Below are 17,993 nucleotides of genomic sequence, written 5' to 3'. Positions count from 1 at the left end.
GGCCGCGGTGCAGGACACGGCCGAGGCCGCTGGGCGGGATGCTGTCGTCGTGGGCAGTCTCCGGCGTGACGAGGACGGCCCGCGCCGCCTCCTCACCTCCCTCGCCGCGCTGCACACCACGGGCACCGACGTCGACTGGACGGCGTACTTCGCGGGCGTCACCGGCCGGGCCGACCTGCCCACCTACCCCTTCCAGCACACGCGCTACTGGCTGACCCCCTCCGGGCCGTCCGCCGGGGAACTGGCCGGAGCGGGCCTCACCGCCGCCGGGCACCCCCTGCTCGGCGCGGCCGTCGACCTCGCCGAGGACGGCGGCCTCGTCCTGACCGGACGGCTCGCCGCCGACCCGGCAGCCTGGACGGCCGACCACGTCGTCCTCGGCACCCCACTGCTGCCCGGCGCGGCACTCGCCGAGCTGGCCCTCGCCGCCGGCGACCGCGCCGGCTGCGCCACCCTGGAAGAACTCGTCCTCGGTACCCCCCTGGCCCTGCCCGAGCGTGGCGCCCTGCGCCTCCAGGTACGGGTGGGCCCCGCCGAAGCCGACCACCGCCGTACGGTCAGCGTGCACGCGCGCCCCGAGGACGGCGACACCCCCTGGACGCGGCACGCCGAGGGCGTCCTCGCCCCCGGGGACGGCACGGCCGGCACACCGCTGACCGAGTGGCCCCCCGCCGGTGCCGCACCCCTGGACGTGTCCGCGCTCTACGACAGCCTCGCCGACCGCGGCCTCGACTACGGGCCGGTCTTCCGCGGCGTCCGCGCGGCCTGGCGGCACGGCGACGACATCCTGGCCGAGACCGAACTGCCCGCGGAAACGGACGAGTCGGACTTCCTGCTGCACCCGGCCCTGCTGGACGCCGCCCTGCACCCGATCGGCCTCGGCGGCCTGGTCGGCGACGGCGGACTCCCCTTCGCCTGGCACGGCCTGCGCGTGCACGCCGTCGGCGCCCGCGCGGCGCGGGTACGGCTCACCCCGCTGGGCGACGAGACCGTCGCCGTCGACCTCGCCGACGGCACAGGCGCCCCCCTGGCCACCGTCGCCTCCCTGCGTCTGCGCGCGGTCACCGCCGGACAGGTCGCCGCCGCCCGCACCCTCACCGACCCGGCCCTGCGCCTGGACTGGCTCCCGGTGGCCGGCACCGCACCCGCGTCCGGCACCGCCGTGGAACTCCTGCGCCTGGACACGACGCACGGCACGGACGCCGGTCCCAAGGCCGTACGCGAGGCCGTGCGCACGGCCCTCACCACGATCCAGGAACGGCTCGCCGAAGACCGGGCCGAACGGCTGGTCGTCGTCACCCGCGACACCGACCTGGCCGGCGCCGCCGTCGGCGGCCTGGTGCGCTCCGCCCAGTCCGAGCACCCGGGCCGCTTCGGTCTCGTCGTGCTCGACGGCCACCCCGACTCCGAACGCGCCCTGCCCACGGCCGCGGCCCTGACCGACGAGCCGTGGATCGCCGTACGGGAAGGGGAGACGTACGTCCCCCGACTCGCTCGGGCCGACGCACAGACGGGCGACGACGTGCCGTTCGGTGCGGACGACGTGGTGCTGGTGACGGGTGGCACGGGTGTGCTGGGGGCGTTGGTGGCCCGGCATCTGGTGGTCGTGCATGGTGTGCGGCGGCTGGTGCTGGTGAGTCGTCGTGGTGGTGGTGAGGAGCTGGTCGCGGAGCTGGCGGCGTCGGGTGCCGTGGTGGATGTGGTGGCGTGTGATGTGTCGGACCGGGCCGCGGTGGAGCGTGTGGTCGGGGCGTATGCGTTGACGGGTGTGGTGCATGCGGCGGGTGTGCTGGACGACGGCACGGTGGAGTCGCTGACGCCGGAGCGGGTCGAGGGGGTGTTGCGGGCGAAGGTCGACGGTGCGTGGCATCTGCACGAGCTGACGGCGGGTCTGGGTCTGCGGGCTTTCGTGTTGTTCTCGTCGTTGGCGGGTGTGGTGGGCAGTGCGGGGCAGGGTGGGTACGCGGCGGCGAACGCCGCGCTGGACGCCCTGGCCGAGTACCGGCGGGCTCGGGGACTGCCCGCCACCTCCATCGCCTGGGGCCCCTGGACCGACGGCATGACCACCGGGCTCCGCCGGGCGGACCTCGCCCGCATCAGCCGGTCCGGCACCCGGACCCTCGGCACCGAGGACGGGCTCGCCCTCTTCGACCAGGCCGTCCGGGGCACGGACGCGCTGGCCGTCGCCGCGCTGTGGGACCTGCCCGCACTGCGCACGGCGCACGCGCTGCCGCCCCTGTTCCACCGGCTCGTCGGGCGCCCGGCCCGGCGGTCCGTCGCCGACGGAACCGTGCCGGGCGCGCAGTGGGCCGACCGGTTCACCGGACTGTCGCCGGCCGAACGCGAACGAGCCGCCGTCGAATGGGTCCGCGAGCAGGCCGCGGCCGTGCTGGGACACGCCTCCGCCGGCGCCGTCGCCGCGGACCGGGCCTTCCTCGACCTCGGCTTCGACTCGCTCACCGCCGTCGAACTGCGCAACCGGCTCACCACGGCGACCGGACTGCGGCTCGGCACCACCGCGGTGTTCGACTACCCCACCCCGGCCGGACTGGCCACGCACCTGCTGGAACGCGTCCTCGGCACCACGGACGGCCCGACCCGGGCCGCCCCCACCGCCGTACCGGCGGACGAGCCGATCGCGATCGTCGGCATGGCCTGCCGCTACCCCGGCGACATCACCTCACCGGACGAGCTGTGGCGCGCCGTCACCGAAGGCCGCGACGCGATCTCCGGGTTCCCCACCGACCGCGGCTGGGACCTGCGCGCCCTGTTCGCCGACGACCCCGAGCGGCCCGGCACCAGCCACACCCGCGAAGGCGGATTCCTGCACGACGCCGGCGACTTCGACGCCGACTTCTTCGGGATCAGCCCGCGTGAGGCGCTCGCCATGGACCCCCAGCAGCGCCTGCTGCTGGAGACCTCCTGGGAGGCGATCGAACGCGCCGGGATCGACCCGGCCTCGCTGCGCGGCAGCCGGACCGGCGTGTACGCGGGCGTCATGTACCACGACTACGCGGCCCGCGTGGACGTCCTGCCCGACGGGGTCGAGGGCTATCTGGGCACCGGCAACTCCGGCAGCATCGCCTCCGGCCGGATCGCCTACGCCCTCGGCCTGGAGGGCCAGGCCGTCACCGTCGACACCGCCTGCTCCTCCTCGCTGGTCGCCCTGCACTGGGCCGTCCGGTCCCTGCGCTCCGGCGAGAGCGACCTGGCCCTGGCCGGCGGCGTCACCGTGATGGCCACCCCGGGCGTCTTCGTCGACTTCTCCCGTCAGCGCGGCCTCGCCACCGACGGACGCTGCAAGTCCTACTCGGCCGACGCGGACGGCACCGGCTGGTCCGAAGGCGTCGGCATGCTCCTCGTCGAGCGGCTCTCCGACGCCCGCCGCAACGGGCACCGGGTGCTCGCCGTCATCCGCGGAACCGCCGTCAACCAGGACGGCGCGTCCAACGGGCTCACCGCGCCCAACGGGCCGTCGCAGCAGCGGGTGATCCGGCAGGCGCTGGCCGACGCCGGTCTGCGGCCGTCGGACGTGGACGCCGTGGAGGGCCACGGCACCGGCACCTCGCTCGGCGACCCGATCGAGGTGGAGGCGCTGCTCGCCGCCTACGGCCAGGAGCGGGACGAACCGCTCTGGCTCGGCTCCGTCAAGTCCAACATCGGACACACCCAGGCCGCCGCCGGTGTCGCCGGTGTGATCAAGATGGTCCAGGCCATGCGGCACGGGACGCTCCCGCGCACGCTGCACGCAGGCGAGCCCTCCCCGCACGTTGACTGGGCCTCGGGCGCCGTGGAACTGCTCACCGAGCAGCGGGAGTGGCCGCGGACGGACCGGCCCCGCCGGGCCGCCGTGTCCTCCTTCGGACTGTCCGGCACCAACGCCCACGTGGTGCTGGAACACGGCGACCAGCCGGCCGAGCCCGTCGAGCGGCCCGCCGTACCCGTCCCGGTGCCCCTGTCGGCGCGTACCGACGCGGGGCTGCGGGCCCAGGCCGACCGGCTCGCCGCGGCACTGACCGCGGACCCCGGCCTGGTCCCGCTGGACATCGCCTACTCGGCGGCCACCGGGCGGGCCCGCCTGGAGCGCCGGGCCAGCATCGTGGCCGCGACCCGGGAGGAACTGCTGGCCGCGCTGGCCGAACCGGGACCGGTCACGGCGGCCGGCACCGGGCACACCGCGTTCCTGTTCACCGGGCAGGGCGCTCAGCGCCCCGGCACCGGCGAGGAACTCGCCGCCGCGCACCCCGCGTTCGCCGCCGCCTACGCCGAGGTGTGCGCCGCGTTCGACGCGATCCTCGACCGGCCGCTGCGCGAGGTCGTCACCACCGGCGACGGCCTCGACGACACCGGGTACGCACAGCCGGCGCTGTTCGCGCTGGAGGTCGCCCTCGGACGGCTCTTCGAGTCCTGGGGCGTCGTCCCCGACCTGCTGCTCGGCCACTCCGTCGGCGAGCTGGCCGCAGCCCACCTGGCCGGCGTCTGGTCGCTGCCCGACGCGGTACGCGTCGTCGCCGCCCGCAGCCGGCTCATGGCCGCCCTGCCCGCCGGCGGTGCGATGGCCGCCATCGAGGCACCCGAGGAGGAGGTGGCCGCCGCACTCGTCGACGGCGCGGTGCTCGCCGCGGTCAACGGCCCCCGGTCCGTGGTCGTCTCCGGAACGCGGGCCGCGGTGCTGGCCACCGCCGCGCTCTTCGCCGGGCGCGGCAGCCGCACCCGGGAGCTGAAGGTGTCGCACGCCTTCCACTCACCGCTGATGGAACCCATGCTCGCGGACTTCGCGGCCGCCCTGGCCGACGTGGAGTTCCAAGCGCCGCGGATCCCGCTGGTGTCCACGCTGACCGGCACCCTCGCCGGCGATGAACTGCGCACCCCCGGCTACTGGGTCCGGCACGTACGCGACACCGTGCGGTTCGCCGACGGCGTCCGCGCCCTCGGGGAGGCCGGCGCCGACACCCTCGTGGAACTCGGCCCGGACGGCGTCCTCACCGCGATGGCCGCTCCGCTGCTGCCGGACACCGCCGTGGCCGTGCCGACACTGCGCGCCGGACGCCCGGAGGCGCCCGCCGTGGCCGCCGCCCTCGGCACCCTGCACGACCGGGGCACGGCGGTGGACTGGCCGGCGTTCTTCACGGACACCGGAGCCCGGGCCGTCGAACTGCCGACGACCGCGTTCCAGCGGACCCGCTACTGGCTGGAGTCCGCGCCCCGCACCGGCGACCTCTCCGCCGCCGGGCTCGCCACCGCCGGCCACCCGCTGCTCGGGGCGGTCGTCGACTCGCCCGACAGCATGCTCCTCACCGGCCGGCTGGACACGGCCACCCACCCCTGGCTGGCCGACCACACCGTCCTGGACACCGTCCTGCTCCCGGGCACGGCCTTCGTGGAACTCGCCCGCGCGGCGGGCGACCGCGCCGGCCTGCCCCGGGTACGGGAACTCACCCTGGCCGCACCGCTCGTGCTGCCCGCGGACGGCTCCGTCCTGGTCCAGGTGCACGTCGGCAGCGCCGTCGACGGGGAACGGCCGGTCACCGTGTCCGCCCGCGCCGACGACGGCCAGGAGTGGACGCGGCACGCCACCGGCGTACTCGCCCCCGCCGCCCAGCCACCCGGCGCCGACCCCCTGCCCTGGCCGCCGCGCGACGCCGAACCGCTGCCACGGGCCGGCCACTACGACGAACTGGCCGCCGCAGGACTCGGTTACGGCCCCGCCTTCCGCGCCCTGCGCGCGGTCTGGCGGCGCGGAGCCGGCCCGACGGCCGAGGTGTTCGCCGAGGTCGGCCCCGCACCGGGCACCGACCCGGCGGGCTTCGGCGTGCACCCGGCGCTGCTCGACACGGCCCTGCACGCGGCCGGCGTCGGCGGACTCACCGCCGCGGGCGTACCGTTCACCTGGACCGACGTCCACGTGCACAGCACCGGCGCCCGCTCGCTGCGGGTCCGGATCACCCCGGACGGAAGCGGCGGGCTGTCCCTGCGCGCAACGGACGACGAGGGCCGCCCCGTGATCGAGGTCGCGGCGCTGCGCCTGCGCGCCCTCGCACCGGAGGACCTGCGCGCCGTACCGGCCGCCGGCGAGACGCTGTACGACCTGGACTGGGTGCCCGTCCCCGTCCCGGCGGCCCCGCGCCCCGCAGGCCGCCGGGCGGTCCTCGCCCCCGCCGACGCCGCCCTGACCGCCGTACTCGGAGCGGACACCGAGACGCTCAAGGACCTCGCCACGGTCCCGGACGACACGGACGTCGTGCTCGCGGCCCTGCCCGCCCGAACCGGCACCGACGTGCCCGAGGCCGTCCGGGCCGCCCTGCGCGACACCCTCGACCTCGTCCAGACCTGGGTGGCGGGCGACCAGTCCGCGGCCCGGCTGGTCGTACTCACCCGCGGCGCGGTCGCGCTCACCGGGGAGCGGCCCGACCTGGCCGGCGCCGCCGTCTGGGGCCTGGTACGCGCCACACAGTCCGAGCACCCCGGCCGGTTCGTACTGGCCGACGTGGACGACGACCCGGCCTCCCTGGCCGCGCTGCCCGCCGCCCTGGCTACGGACGAACCGCAACTGGCGATTCGCGCCGGCACCGTGCGCGCCGCCCGTCTGGTCCGCGCCGCCCCCGCCGAACCCGCCGCCCCGCTGGGCGCGCGCGGCACGGTGCTGGTCACCGGAGCCACCGGCAGCCTCGGTGCCCTGGTCGCCCGTCACCTGGTCGCGGAGCACGGCGCCCAACGGCTGCTCCTGGTCAGCCGGCGGGGGCGGCAACCGGAACTGGCCGCCGAACTCACCGCGGCCGGCGCCCAGGTCCGCTTCGCGGCCTGCGACGTCGCCGACCGGGACGCGCTGTCCGCGCTCCTGGCGAGCGTCGACCCCGAGCACCCCGTGACGACCGTCGTGCACGCCGCGGGAGTCCTCGACGACGGCGTCGTGGCGGCACTCACCCCGGACCGGCTCGACACCGTCCTGCGGCCCAAGGCGGACGCCGCCTGGCACCTGCACGAACTCACCGGCCCCCTCGACGCGTTCGTGCTGTTCTCGTCGGCCGCAGGACTCCTCGGCGCCCCCGGGCAGGCCAACTACGCTGCCGCCAACGCGTTCCTGGACGCCCTCGCGGCCCACCGCCGGGCCGCCGGCCTGCCCGCCGTGTCGATCGCCTGGGGCCCCTGGGCCGACGGCATGGCGGCACAGCTCGACACCCGGCGCGCCTCCCGGGCCGGCCTGCTGCCGCTCGACGCCCCCCTCGGCCTGGCGCTTCTCGACGCCGCCCGGACCGGGGCACCGGCCGCGCCGCTCGCCGCCCGGCTCGACCTGCCCGGGCTGCGCGCCCGGGCGGCCGAACTCCCGCCGGTCCTGCGGGCCCTCGTGCCCGCTCCCGCCCGGACGGCACCCGAGCCGGCCGAGCCGCTCGCGGACACCCTGGCCGCCCTGCCCGCCGGGGAACGTGAACCCCACGCGCTCGACGTCGTGCTGCGGCACACCGCGGACGTGCTCGGCCACGCCACGGCCGACGGCGTCGACCGCGACCGCGGCTTCCAGCAACTCGGCTTCGACTCCCTCATGTCCGTGGAACTGCGCAACCGGCTGGGAGCCGTGGCCGGTCTGAGGCTGCCCGCCACGGTGATCTTCGATCACCCCACGCCCGCCGCGCTCGCGACCCACCTGGTGGCCGAACTGGCCCCCGGCCGCCCCACCGCGGCCTCCCTGCGCACCAGCACGCTCGCCCAACTCGAAGAAGCGGCACCCGAGTTCGCCACCGACCCCGAGCTGCGCGAGGACCTGCGCACCCGGCTGCGGGCACTGCTGCGCACCCTCGACGACCCGGCCCCCGACGAGCCGCTCGCCGAGACCGGCGAGGAGAGCCTCGCCGATCTGCTCGACCTCGCCGACCGGGAGCTGGGGGACTTCTGATGACCGACGACGACCGCACGACCGACCGCACCACCGCACGAGGAGCCACCGCGTTGTCCCAGGAACAGACCGACGACCGCAAGGTCGTGGAAACGCTCAAGCGCCTGACCAACGACCTGCGCCGCGCCAAGCAGCGGCTGCGCGAGGCGGAGGACCGGACGCACGAGCCGATCGCGATCGTCGGCATGGCCTGCCGGTACCCCGGTGGCGTCACCTCGCCGGAAGACCTGTGGCGGCTCGTCCTCGACGGCCGGGACGCCATGGGCGCCTTCCCCACCGACCGGGGCTGGGACCTGACGGCACTCTTCGCCGACGACCCGGAGCGCTCCGGCACCAGCCACACCCGCGAGGGCGGATTCCTGCACGACGCGGGCGAGTTCGACCCCGGCCTGTTCGGGATCAGCCCCCGTGAGGCGCTCGCCATGGACCCCCAGCAGCGGCTGCTCCTGGAGACCGCCTGGGAGGCCGTCGAACGCGCCGGAATCGACCCCACCTCACTGCGCGGCAGCCGCACCGGCGTGTACGCCGGGGTGATGTACCACGACTACGGCACCGGGGCCCACCCCCTGCCCGAGGGCGTCGAGGGTTACCTCGGCCTGGGTACCGCGGGCAGCGTCGCCAGCGGCCGGATCGCCTACACACTGGGCCTGGAGGGCCCCGCCGTCACCATCGACACCGCCTGCTCCTCCTCCCTGGTCGCCCTGCACTCCGCGGTCCGCGCCCTGCGCGCCGGGGAGTGCACCATGGCCCTGGCGGGCGGCGCGACCGTGCTGTCCACCCCGGCCGTGTTCGTGGACTTCTCCCGGCAGGGCGGTCTCGCCGCCGACGGCCGCTGCAAGTCCTACTCGGCCCAGGCCGACGGCACCGGCTGGTCCGAGGGCGTCGGCATGCTCCTCGTGGAGCGGCTCAGCGACGCCGAACGGCTCGGCCACCCCGTCCTCGCCGTGCTGCGCGGCTCCGCGGTCAACCAGGACGGCGCGAGCAGCGGCCTCACCACCCCCAACGGCCCGGCCCAGCAGCGGGTCATCCGGCAGGCGCTGGCCGACGCCCGGCTCACCCCCGCCGACCTGGACCTCGTGGAGGGCCACGGCACCGGTACCCCGCTCGGCGACCCCATCGAGGTGCAGGCGCTGCTCGCCACCTACGGGCAGGACCGCGCCGAGCCGCTCCGGCTGGGCTCGGTGAAGTCCAACATCGGCCACACCCAGGCGGCCGCCGGCGTCGCCGGTGTCATCAAGGCCGTCATGGCCCTCCGGCACGGCGTGCTGCCCGGCACCGCCCACCTGACCGAGCCGACCCCCCAGGTCGACTGGGCCGCCGGCGCGGTGGAACCGCTGCGGGAGTCCCGCCCCTGGCCCCGGACCGGCAGGCCGCGCCGCGCGGCGGTGTCCTCCTTCGGCATCAGCGGAACCAACGCCCACGTCGTCCTGGAGCAGGCCCCCGACACCCCCGCGGCGACCGAGGCCACCGCGGACCGGGCACCCGCGACGCACCCTCCCGCCGCGCAGCCGACCCACCGCACCGGCCAGGGCACACCGGCCCCCGCCGCGGACCGGCCCCGGCCGGCCGCCCTCCCCGTCCCCCTCTCCGCCGCCACCGAGGCCGGTGTCCGCGCCCAGGCGCTCCGGCTGGCCGCCCACCTCGCGGAGCACCCCGAACTCGCCCCGCACGACATCGCGTTCAGCGCCGCCACCGGCCGGGCCGCGCTGGCCGGCCGGGCCGTCGTCCTCGCCGACGACCGCGCCGGACTGCTGGACGGGCTCACCGCGCTGGCCGTGGGACGGCCCAGCCCCGCCGTCGTCACCGGCACCGCCGCGGCCGGCGCCCGCCGCGTCACCTTCGTCTTCCCCGGCCAGGGCGCCCAGTGGGCCGGGATGGCCGTCCCCCTCCTGGAGACCTCCCCGGCGTTCGCGGCCAGGTGGGCGCAGTGCGTCCGCGCGCTCGCCCCCTGGGTGGACTGGTCGCCCGACGAGGCGATCCGCTCCCCGGAGGCACTGGAGCGCGTCGACGTCGTCCAGCCCGTGCTGTGGGCCGTGATGGTCAGCCTCGCCGAACTGTGGCGGGCCGCCGGCGTACGGCCCGACGCCGTGATCGGCCACTCGCAGGGCGAGATCGCCGCCGCCTGCGTCGCCGGCGCCCTCACCCTGGAGGACGGCGCGAAGGTCGTCGCGCTGCGCGCCAAGGCCCTGCTCGCGCTCGCCGGCCGTGGCGGCATGCTGTCCGTGCCGCTGCCCGAGGCGGAGGTCCGCGCCCGGCTCGAGGCCCGGCCCGGCCTCGGTATCGCCGCCGTCAACGGGCCCGCCACCGTGGTGGTGTCCGGCGAGACGGCCGCCCTCGACGAGGCCCAGGCCGCCTGGGAGGCCGACGGCGTCCGGGTGCGCCGCGTCCCGGTCGACTACGCCTCCCACTCCCCGCACGTCACCGAGGTCCGCGACCGCCTCGCGGCCGACCTCGCCGGCCTCACCCCGCGCCCGGCGGACGTGACCTTCTTGTCCACCCTCACCGGGGAACCCCTGGACACCACCGCGCTCGACGCCGGCTACTGGTACCGCAACCTGCGCGAGCCGGTCCGCTTCGAGGCGGCCACCCGGCGCGCCCTGGGGCAGGGCCACCGCGTGTTCATCGAGGTCGGCCCGCACCCCGTGCTCACCCTCGGCGTCCAGCAGACCGCCGAGGCGATGGACGTCCCCGCCGCGGCGATCCCCACCCTGCGCCGGGACCACGGCGACCTGCTCCGCTTCCGCACCGCCCTGGCCGAGGCCGCCGTCGCCGGCGTGCCCGTGGACTGGGTCGCGGAACTCGCCCCGTACGCGCCCCGCCGGGTCGACCTGCCCACCTACGCCTTCCAGCGTGAACGCTTCTGGCTCACCCCCCAGCGGCGCGCCGCCCTGGCCGCCGACACCGGCACCGACCCGTGGGACGGCCGGTTCTGGGACATCGTGGACCGCGCCGACGCCGAGGAACTCTCCCGCGCCCTCGGCGTCGACACCGACGACCCGCTCACCGCCGTCGTACCGGCCCTCGCGCGCTGGCGCCGTCTGCTGCGCGAGCAGTCCGCCGTGGACGACTGGCGCTACACCGTCACCTGGGAACGGCTCGCCGTCCCCGACAGCGCCCGGCTGACCGGACCCTGGCTGCTCGTGGTGCCCGAGGCCCGGGCCGACGACGCCCTCACCGCGCGGTGCGCCGCCGCGCTCACCGGGCACGGGGCCGAGGTCACCACCCTCGTCCTGGGTGCCGCGGACACCGGCCGCGAGGCGCTCACGGCCCGGCTCACCGGCCTCCGCCCGGCCGGGGTGCTGTCCCTGCTCGCCCTGGACGACACCCCGCACCCCGAGCACCCCGCCCTGCCCACCGGACTCGCCCTGGCCGTCCCCCTCGTACAGGCGCTGGGCGACGCCGGCGTCACCGCCCCCCTGTGGTGCGCCACCCGGGGCGCCGTCGCCACCGGCCCCGCCGACCGCGTCACCGCCCCCGCCCAGGCCCAGACCTGGGGCCTGGGCAGGGTCGTCGCGCTGGAACACCCCGACCGCTGGGGCGGCCTGATCGACCTGCCCGAAGAATGGGACGATCGCACCTCCGGCCGGCTGGCCGCCCTCCTCGCCGCCGGCGGCGACGAGGACCAGACGGCGCTGCGCGCCACCGGAGTGTCGGCCCGCCGGCTCACCCGCGCGCCGCTCGGCACCCGGCCCGCCCCCCGGCCCTGGCGGCCGACGGGCACCGTCCTGCTCACCGGCGGCACCGGCGCCCTCGGCCCCCACCTCGTGCGCTGGCTGGCCGAGCAGGGAGCCGAAAGCATCGTGCTGCCCGGCCGTCGCGGCGCCGACGCCCCGATAGCGGCCGAGCTGACCGCCGAACTGGCCGGCACCGGCACCGCGCTGCACTTCCCCGTCTGCGACGTCACCGACCGGGCCCAACTGGCCGCGCTGGTCGGCGACCTGGACGCGGCCGGCACCCCGGTGCGCAGCGTCCTGCACGCCGCCACCGCCCTCGAACTGCGCCCGCTGGCCGACACCCCCGTCGACGCCTTCGCCGGCCAGACGGCCGCCAAGGTGCTCGGCGCCCGTCACCTCGACGAACTCTTCGCCGACCGGGACCTGGACGCCTTCGTGCTGTTCTCCTCGGTCGCCGGAGTCTGGGGAAGCGGACTGCACGCCCCCTACGCCGCCGCCAACGCCTACCTCGACGCCCTCGCCGAGGAGCGCCGGGCCCGCGGCCTGACCGCGACCTCCGTCGCCTGGGGCATCTGGGCCGCCGTCAACGAGTGGGACGGCGTGAACGAGGACGTCGACCCCGAACGCGTCGGCCGCCAGGGCCTGCCGTTCCTCGACCCGGACCTCGCCGTCGCCGGCCTGCGGCAGACCCTCGACCACGACGAGACGAACGTGGTGATCGCCGAGGTCGACTGGACCCGGTTCGTCCCCGTGTTCTGCTCCGCGCGCCGCCGGCCGCTGCTGGAGTCCGTGCCCGAGGCCGCCGCCGTCCTGCGCACCGCCACCGTCGACACCGGCACGGTCTCCGCACTGCGCGAGCGGCTCGGCGCCCTGCCCGAGGCCGGCCGCCGACGGGCCGTCACCGACCTGGTCCGCGAGCACGCCGCCGCCGTCCTCGGCCACGACTCGCCCACGGCACTCCCCGCCGACCGCGCCTTCCGGGACGTCGGCTTCGACTCCATCACCGCGGTCGAACTGCGCAACCGGCTCCGCTCGGCCACCGGCCTGTCCCTGCCCGCCACCCTCGTCTTCGACCACCCGTCACCCGCCGCGCTCGCGGACCGGCTGCTCGCACTGGCCTTCGACACCGGCGTCGCGGACACCGCCGCCCCCGCGGCCGCCGCCGCCACCGACGACGACCCGATCGCCATCGTCGGGCTCAGCTGCCGGTACGCCGGCGGCGTCACCTCCCCGGACGAGCTGTGGCGGCTCGTCACGGCCGGCGAGGACGCGGTGGGCGGCCTGCCCACCGACCGCGGCTGGGACCTCGACGCGCTCTACGACTCCGACCCCGACGCCCGCGGTCGCAGCTACGTCCGGCAGGGAGCGTTCCTCACCGACACCGCCGGTTTCGACGCCGCCTTCTTCGGCATCGCCCCGGCGGAGGCCCGCGCCACCGACCCCCAGCAGCGGCTCCTCCTGGAAGCTGCCTGGGAGGCGTTCGAACACGCCGGCATCGACCCCACCGGCCTGCGCGGCGGACGCGTCGGCGTCTTCGCCGGCGCCAACGTCGGCGACTACGCCTCCAGCCGCGGCCCGGGCGCCGGCGGCTCCGACGGACAGCTGCTGACCGGCAACGTACCGAGCGTGATCTCCGGCCGGATCGCCTACACCTTCGGACTCGAGGGCCCGGCCGTCACCGTGGACACCGCCTGCTCGTCCTCCCTGGTCGCCCTGCACCTGGCCTGCCGGTCGGTGCGCAGCGGCGAGAGCGACCTGGCACTCGCGGGCGGCGTCGCCCTCATGTCCAGCCCGGCCGCGCTGATCGGCTTCTCCGCGCAGCGCGGGCTGTCCGGCGACGGCCGCTGCAAGGCCTTCGCCGACGCCGCCGACGGCACCGGTCTCGCCGAGGGCGTGGGACTGCTGCTGGTGGAGCGGCTCTCCCGGGCCCGCGCCCAGGGCCACCGCGTCCTGGCCCTGGTGCGCGGCTCGGCGATCAACCAGGACGGCGCCTCCAACGGCCTCACCGCCCCGAGCGGCCCCGCCCAGCAGCGCGTCATCACCGCGGCGCTCGCCGACGCCGGGCTGCGGCCCGCCGACGTGGACGCCGTGGAGGCCCACGGCACCGGCACCCGCCTCGGCGACCCGATCGAGGCCCAGGCCCTGCTCGCCACCTACGGCCAGGACCGCACCGAACCCCTCTGGCTCGGCTCGGTGAAGTCCAACATCGGCCACTCCCAGGCCGCTTCCGGCGCGGCCGGCGTGATCAAGACCGTGCAGGCGCTGCGGCACGGCCTGCTGCCCGCCACGCTCCACGTGGACCGGCCCACCACCCAGGTCGACTGGACCACGGGTGCCGTCGCGGTGCTGACCGAGGCCCGTGACTGGCCGGCCGTGGACCGGCCGCGGCGGGCCGCCGTGTCGGCGTTCGGCCTCTCCGGCACCAACGCCCACGTGATCCTGGAACAGGCCCCCGCCGAGGACGCCCCGCCGCCCGCCCCCGACGAGGCACGGCCCGTGGTGTGGCCGCTGCACGGCCGCACCCCGAACGCCCTGCGCGCCCAGGCGGCACGGTTGCGCACCCACCTGGACACCCTCCCCGACGCCCGTCCCGCCGACGTCGGCTGGACCCTCGCGACCGGCCGGGCCGTGTTCGACCACCGCGCCGTCGCGTTCGGCACGGACCGCGCCGAACTGCTGCGCGCACTGGACGCCGTGGCCGCCGGAGCCCCCGACCCCGCGGTCGCCGAGGGCGCGGCCGACGGAGCCGACCGGGTCGTGTTCGTCTTCCCCGGACACGGCGCCCAGTGGCCCGGCATGGCCCGGCAGCTCTTCGACGACTTCCCGGTGTTCCGGGACAGCGTGCTCCAGTGCGCCGACGCCTTCGCCGAGTTCGTCGACTGGTCCCTGCTCGACGTGCTCCGCGACGAAGAGGGGGCACCCCCGCTGCACCGGGTCGACGTGGTCCAGCCCGCCCTGTTCACCATGATGGTGTCGCTGGCCGCGCTGTGGCGGTCGTACGGAGTGGAGCCGTCGGCGGTGGTCGGCCACAGCCAGGGCGAGATCGCCGCCGCGTACGTCGCGGGCGCCCTCGGTCTGCGCGACGCCGCCCGGATCGTCGCCACCCGCGGCAAGGCCTGGCTGACCCTGGCGGGCACCGGTGGCATGGCCTCCGTGGCGCTGCCCGCCGCCGCGGCATCCGAGCGCCTGCGGCCGTGGGGCGACCGCCTGGACATCGCGGCCGTCAACGACCCGCGCTCGGTCACCGTCGCCGGCGACCTCGACGCGCTGGAGGAGTTCCTGACCGGCCTGGAGGCCGAGGGGGTCCGCGTCCGCCGGGTCCGCCAGATCGTCGGCGCGGGTCACACCGCGCACGTCGACGCGCTGCGCGACCAGCTGATCGAGACGCTCGCACCGACCGCGCCGCGCTCCGCGCCCGTCGCGTTCTGCTCCACCGTCACCGGAGAACTGCTCGACACCGCCGCGCTCGACCACCACTACTGGTACCGCAACGCCCGCCGCACCGTCCTGTTCGAACAGGCGGTCCGCACCCTGGCGGAGCAGGGCTACGGCCCCTTCCTGGAGATCAGCGCGCACCCGATGTTCACCGTCGCCGTCCAGGAGACCCTGGAGGACACCGGCGGCGGCGCCACCGTCCTCGCCACCCTGCGCCGCGACGAGGGCGGACGCGACCGGTTCCTGCGCGCCGCCGCCGAGGCCCACGCGGCCGGCGTCACCGTCGACTGGCGGCCGGCCTTCGACGGCACCGGCGCCCGCACGGTCGACCTTCCGACATACGCCTTCCAGCGCACCCGGCACTGGCTGGAGCCCGGCGGCGACAGCGGTGACGTCACGGCCGCCGGCCTGGCCCCCGCCGGACACCCGCTGCTCGGCGCCGTGGTCGAACTCGCCGACGGCGCCCTGGTGCTGACCGGGCGGCTCTCCGGCTCCGCGCCCCCCTGGCCGGGGTCCGAGGCGCCGGCCGCCGCGCTGGTCGACCTCGTCCTGGCCGCGGCCGACCGCGCCGACTGCGCGGCCATCGGCGAACTGACCGCCCACGAACCGCTGACGGTCCCCGCCGGCGGCGCCGACCTCCGGGTCACCGTCGGCGCGCCGGACCCGGCGGGCACCCGTACGGCCGCCGTCCACACCCGTACCGCCGACGGCCCGTGGGTACGCCACGCCGAGGCCGCCCTCGTCACCCGGCCGGCCCCGGGACGGTCCCTCACACAGTGGCCGCCGCCCGGCGCCGAACCGCTGCCGCCGGCCCCCGCGGACCCGGCCGCGCAAGCGGACCGTGCCGGTGCCACCGTGGTCGCCACCTGGCAGCGCGGCGCGGACCTCTTCGCCGAAGTCGCGCTCGACACAGACGCCGCCGAACGGGCCGGCACCTACCCGTTGCACCCGCTGCTGCTGGACGCCGCCCTGCGCCCGCTCCTCGACGACGCGACGGTGCCCACCGCGTGGTCCGGTGTCCGCCTGCACGCGACCGGCGCCCGGACCCTGCGGGTGCACGCCGAACGGACCGGTCCGGACACCGTGGCACTCACCCTGGCCGACCCCGAGGGCGGCCCGGTGCTGACCGTCGGCACCGTCCGGCTCGGCGCCGCGCCCGCGGTGGGAGCCGGCCGGCGGATCGGCCAGGACTCCCTGTTCCGGATGGACTGGGTGCCGGCACCGCTCGCGCCCGCCGCACCCGGCCGCTGGGCCGTGCTCGGCACCGACCCGCTGGGCGCCGCCGGCACCCTGCGCGCCCTCGGCCACACCGTGCGCGGCGCCGCCTCCCCGGCCGCCCTGACCGAGGTGCCCGACGCGCTGCTGCTGACCGCCGTCGGCGCGCCCGGCGAGGCGCCCGCCGAGGCACGGACCGTGCTGCGCGACACCCTGGCGGCCCTCCAGGGCCTCCTCGCCGACGACCGGTTCGCCGCCGTCCCGCTCGTGGTCCTCACCCGGGGCGCGGCGGCCGGTGCGGCGGACGACCTCGCCGGCGCCGCGGCCTGGGGCCTGGTGCGCTCCGCGCAGTCGGAGCACCCCGGCCGCTTCGTCCTGGCCGACATCGACGACGACCCCCGCTCCTGGCGTGCGCTGGGCGGCGTCCCGGCGACGGGGGAGCCGCAGCTCGCGCTCCGGGCCGGCGAGGCCACCGTCCCGCGGCTGGCCCGGCTCACCCCGCCGGACGACCCGGCCCCGTGGCAGCCGGACGGCACCGTCCTGGTCACCGGCGCCTCCGGAGACCTCGGCGCGCTGATCGCGCGGCACCTCGTCGCCACCCACGGGGTCCGGCACCTCATCCTCGCCTCCCGGCGCGGCCCGGCCGCCCCCGGCGCGGCGGAACTCCGCGACGAACTGCGGGCGTCCGCCGCCACGGTCACCTTCGCGGCCTGCGACGTCGCCGACCGCAAGGCGCTCGCCGAACTCCTCGCCGCCGTCCCCGAGGAGCACCCGCTCACCGCGGTCGTGCACAGCGCCTCCGTCCTGGACGACGGTGTGGTCGCCGCACTCGACCCCGACCGGCTGGACACCGCGTTGCGCCCGAAGGCCGACGCGTCCTGGCACCTGCACGAACTGACCCGGCACCTGAACCTGTCCGCCTTCGTGCTGTTCTCCTCGGTGGCGGGCACCTTCGGCGGCCTCGGCCAGGGCAACTACGCCGCGGGCAACGCCTTCCTGGACGCGCTGGCCCGCCACCGCCGCGCCCACGGCCTCCCCGCGACGTCCGTGGCCTGGGGCTGGTGGGCCGAACGCGCCGCCAAGAGCGGGCACGGCACGGTCGCCGACGCGCCCGCCGCCGTCAACGGGATGACCCCGCTCACCGCGGAGGAGGGCCTCGCCCTGTTCGACGCGGCCTGCCACGGCGACGAGCCGTTCGTGGTGGCCGGTGCCCTGCACCTGCGTTCGCTGCGCGCCGCGGCCGGCGAACTGCCCGCGCCGCTGCGCGGCCTCGTCCGGGCCCCCGCCCGCCGAGCCGCCGCCCAGGCCGGCACGAGCGCGCCGACGGTGGCCGGAGAGCTGGCCGGCCGGTCGCCCGCACAGCGGGAGGCGTTCCTGGTGGAGCTGGTCCGGGACGAGACCGCGCTCGTCCTCGGCCATGCCGGCCGGGACGAGGTCCCGGCCCACCACCGGTTCCTCGACCAGGGCTTCGACTCCCTCGCGGCACTCAAGCTGCGCAACCGGCTGACCACCGTCACCGGGCTGCGGCTGCCGCCGACACTGGTCTTCGACCACCCCACCCCGGCGGAGCTGGCCCGCCATCTGCTGGCCGAACTCGCCCCGCCCGCAGACGCCCAACCGCCCGCGTTCGACGACGAGGACGCCGCGACGGCCGTCCTGGTCCTGGAAGAACTCGGCCAGTTGGACGAGGCCATCACGCGCCTGCCCGCCGACGGTCCCGAACGCACGCGCATCGCCGGGCTGTTGACGGATCTGCTGGCCAAGTGGGGGCGATGACG

The 17,993-nt window shown here is 77.0% G+C and carries 2 protein-coding genes; both read left to right on the top strand.

All coding sequences use genetic code 11. The features are described from left to right. The first annotated feature begins 49 nt into the window (after positions 1–49). On the top strand, positions 50–7,891 hold the full coding sequence (locus tag IEZ20_RS33070) for a type I polyketide synthase (protein WP_189305515.1): 7,842 nt from the start codon (positions 50–52) through the stop codon (positions 7,889–7,891). Continuing rightward, a complete protein-coding gene (locus IEZ20_RS33065) occupies positions 7,891–17,991 on the top strand; it encodes a type I polyketide synthase (protein ID WP_189305513.1) in 10,101 nt (3,366 codons plus the stop codon). Before IEZ20_RS33070 ends, IEZ20_RS33065 begins: the two co-directional genes overlap by 1 nt. Positions 17,992–17,993: the final 2 nt, after the last annotated feature.

Source organism: Streptomyces cinerochromogenes, from assembly GCF_014648635.1.
GTDB classification, from domain to species: domain Bacteria; phylum Actinomycetota; class Actinomycetes; order Streptomycetales; family Streptomycetaceae; genus Streptomyces; species Streptomyces cinerochromogenes.
The sequence above is the reverse complement of the archived record's forward strand: the minus strand, read 5'-3'. Positions and strand labels throughout refer to the sequence as shown.

Excerpts from the sequence above, each read along its gene's own strand:
- IEZ20_RS33065 (WP_189305513.1), top strand. The coding sequence starts at position 7,891 with ATGACCGACGACGACCGCACGACCGACCGCACCACCGCACGAGGAGCC.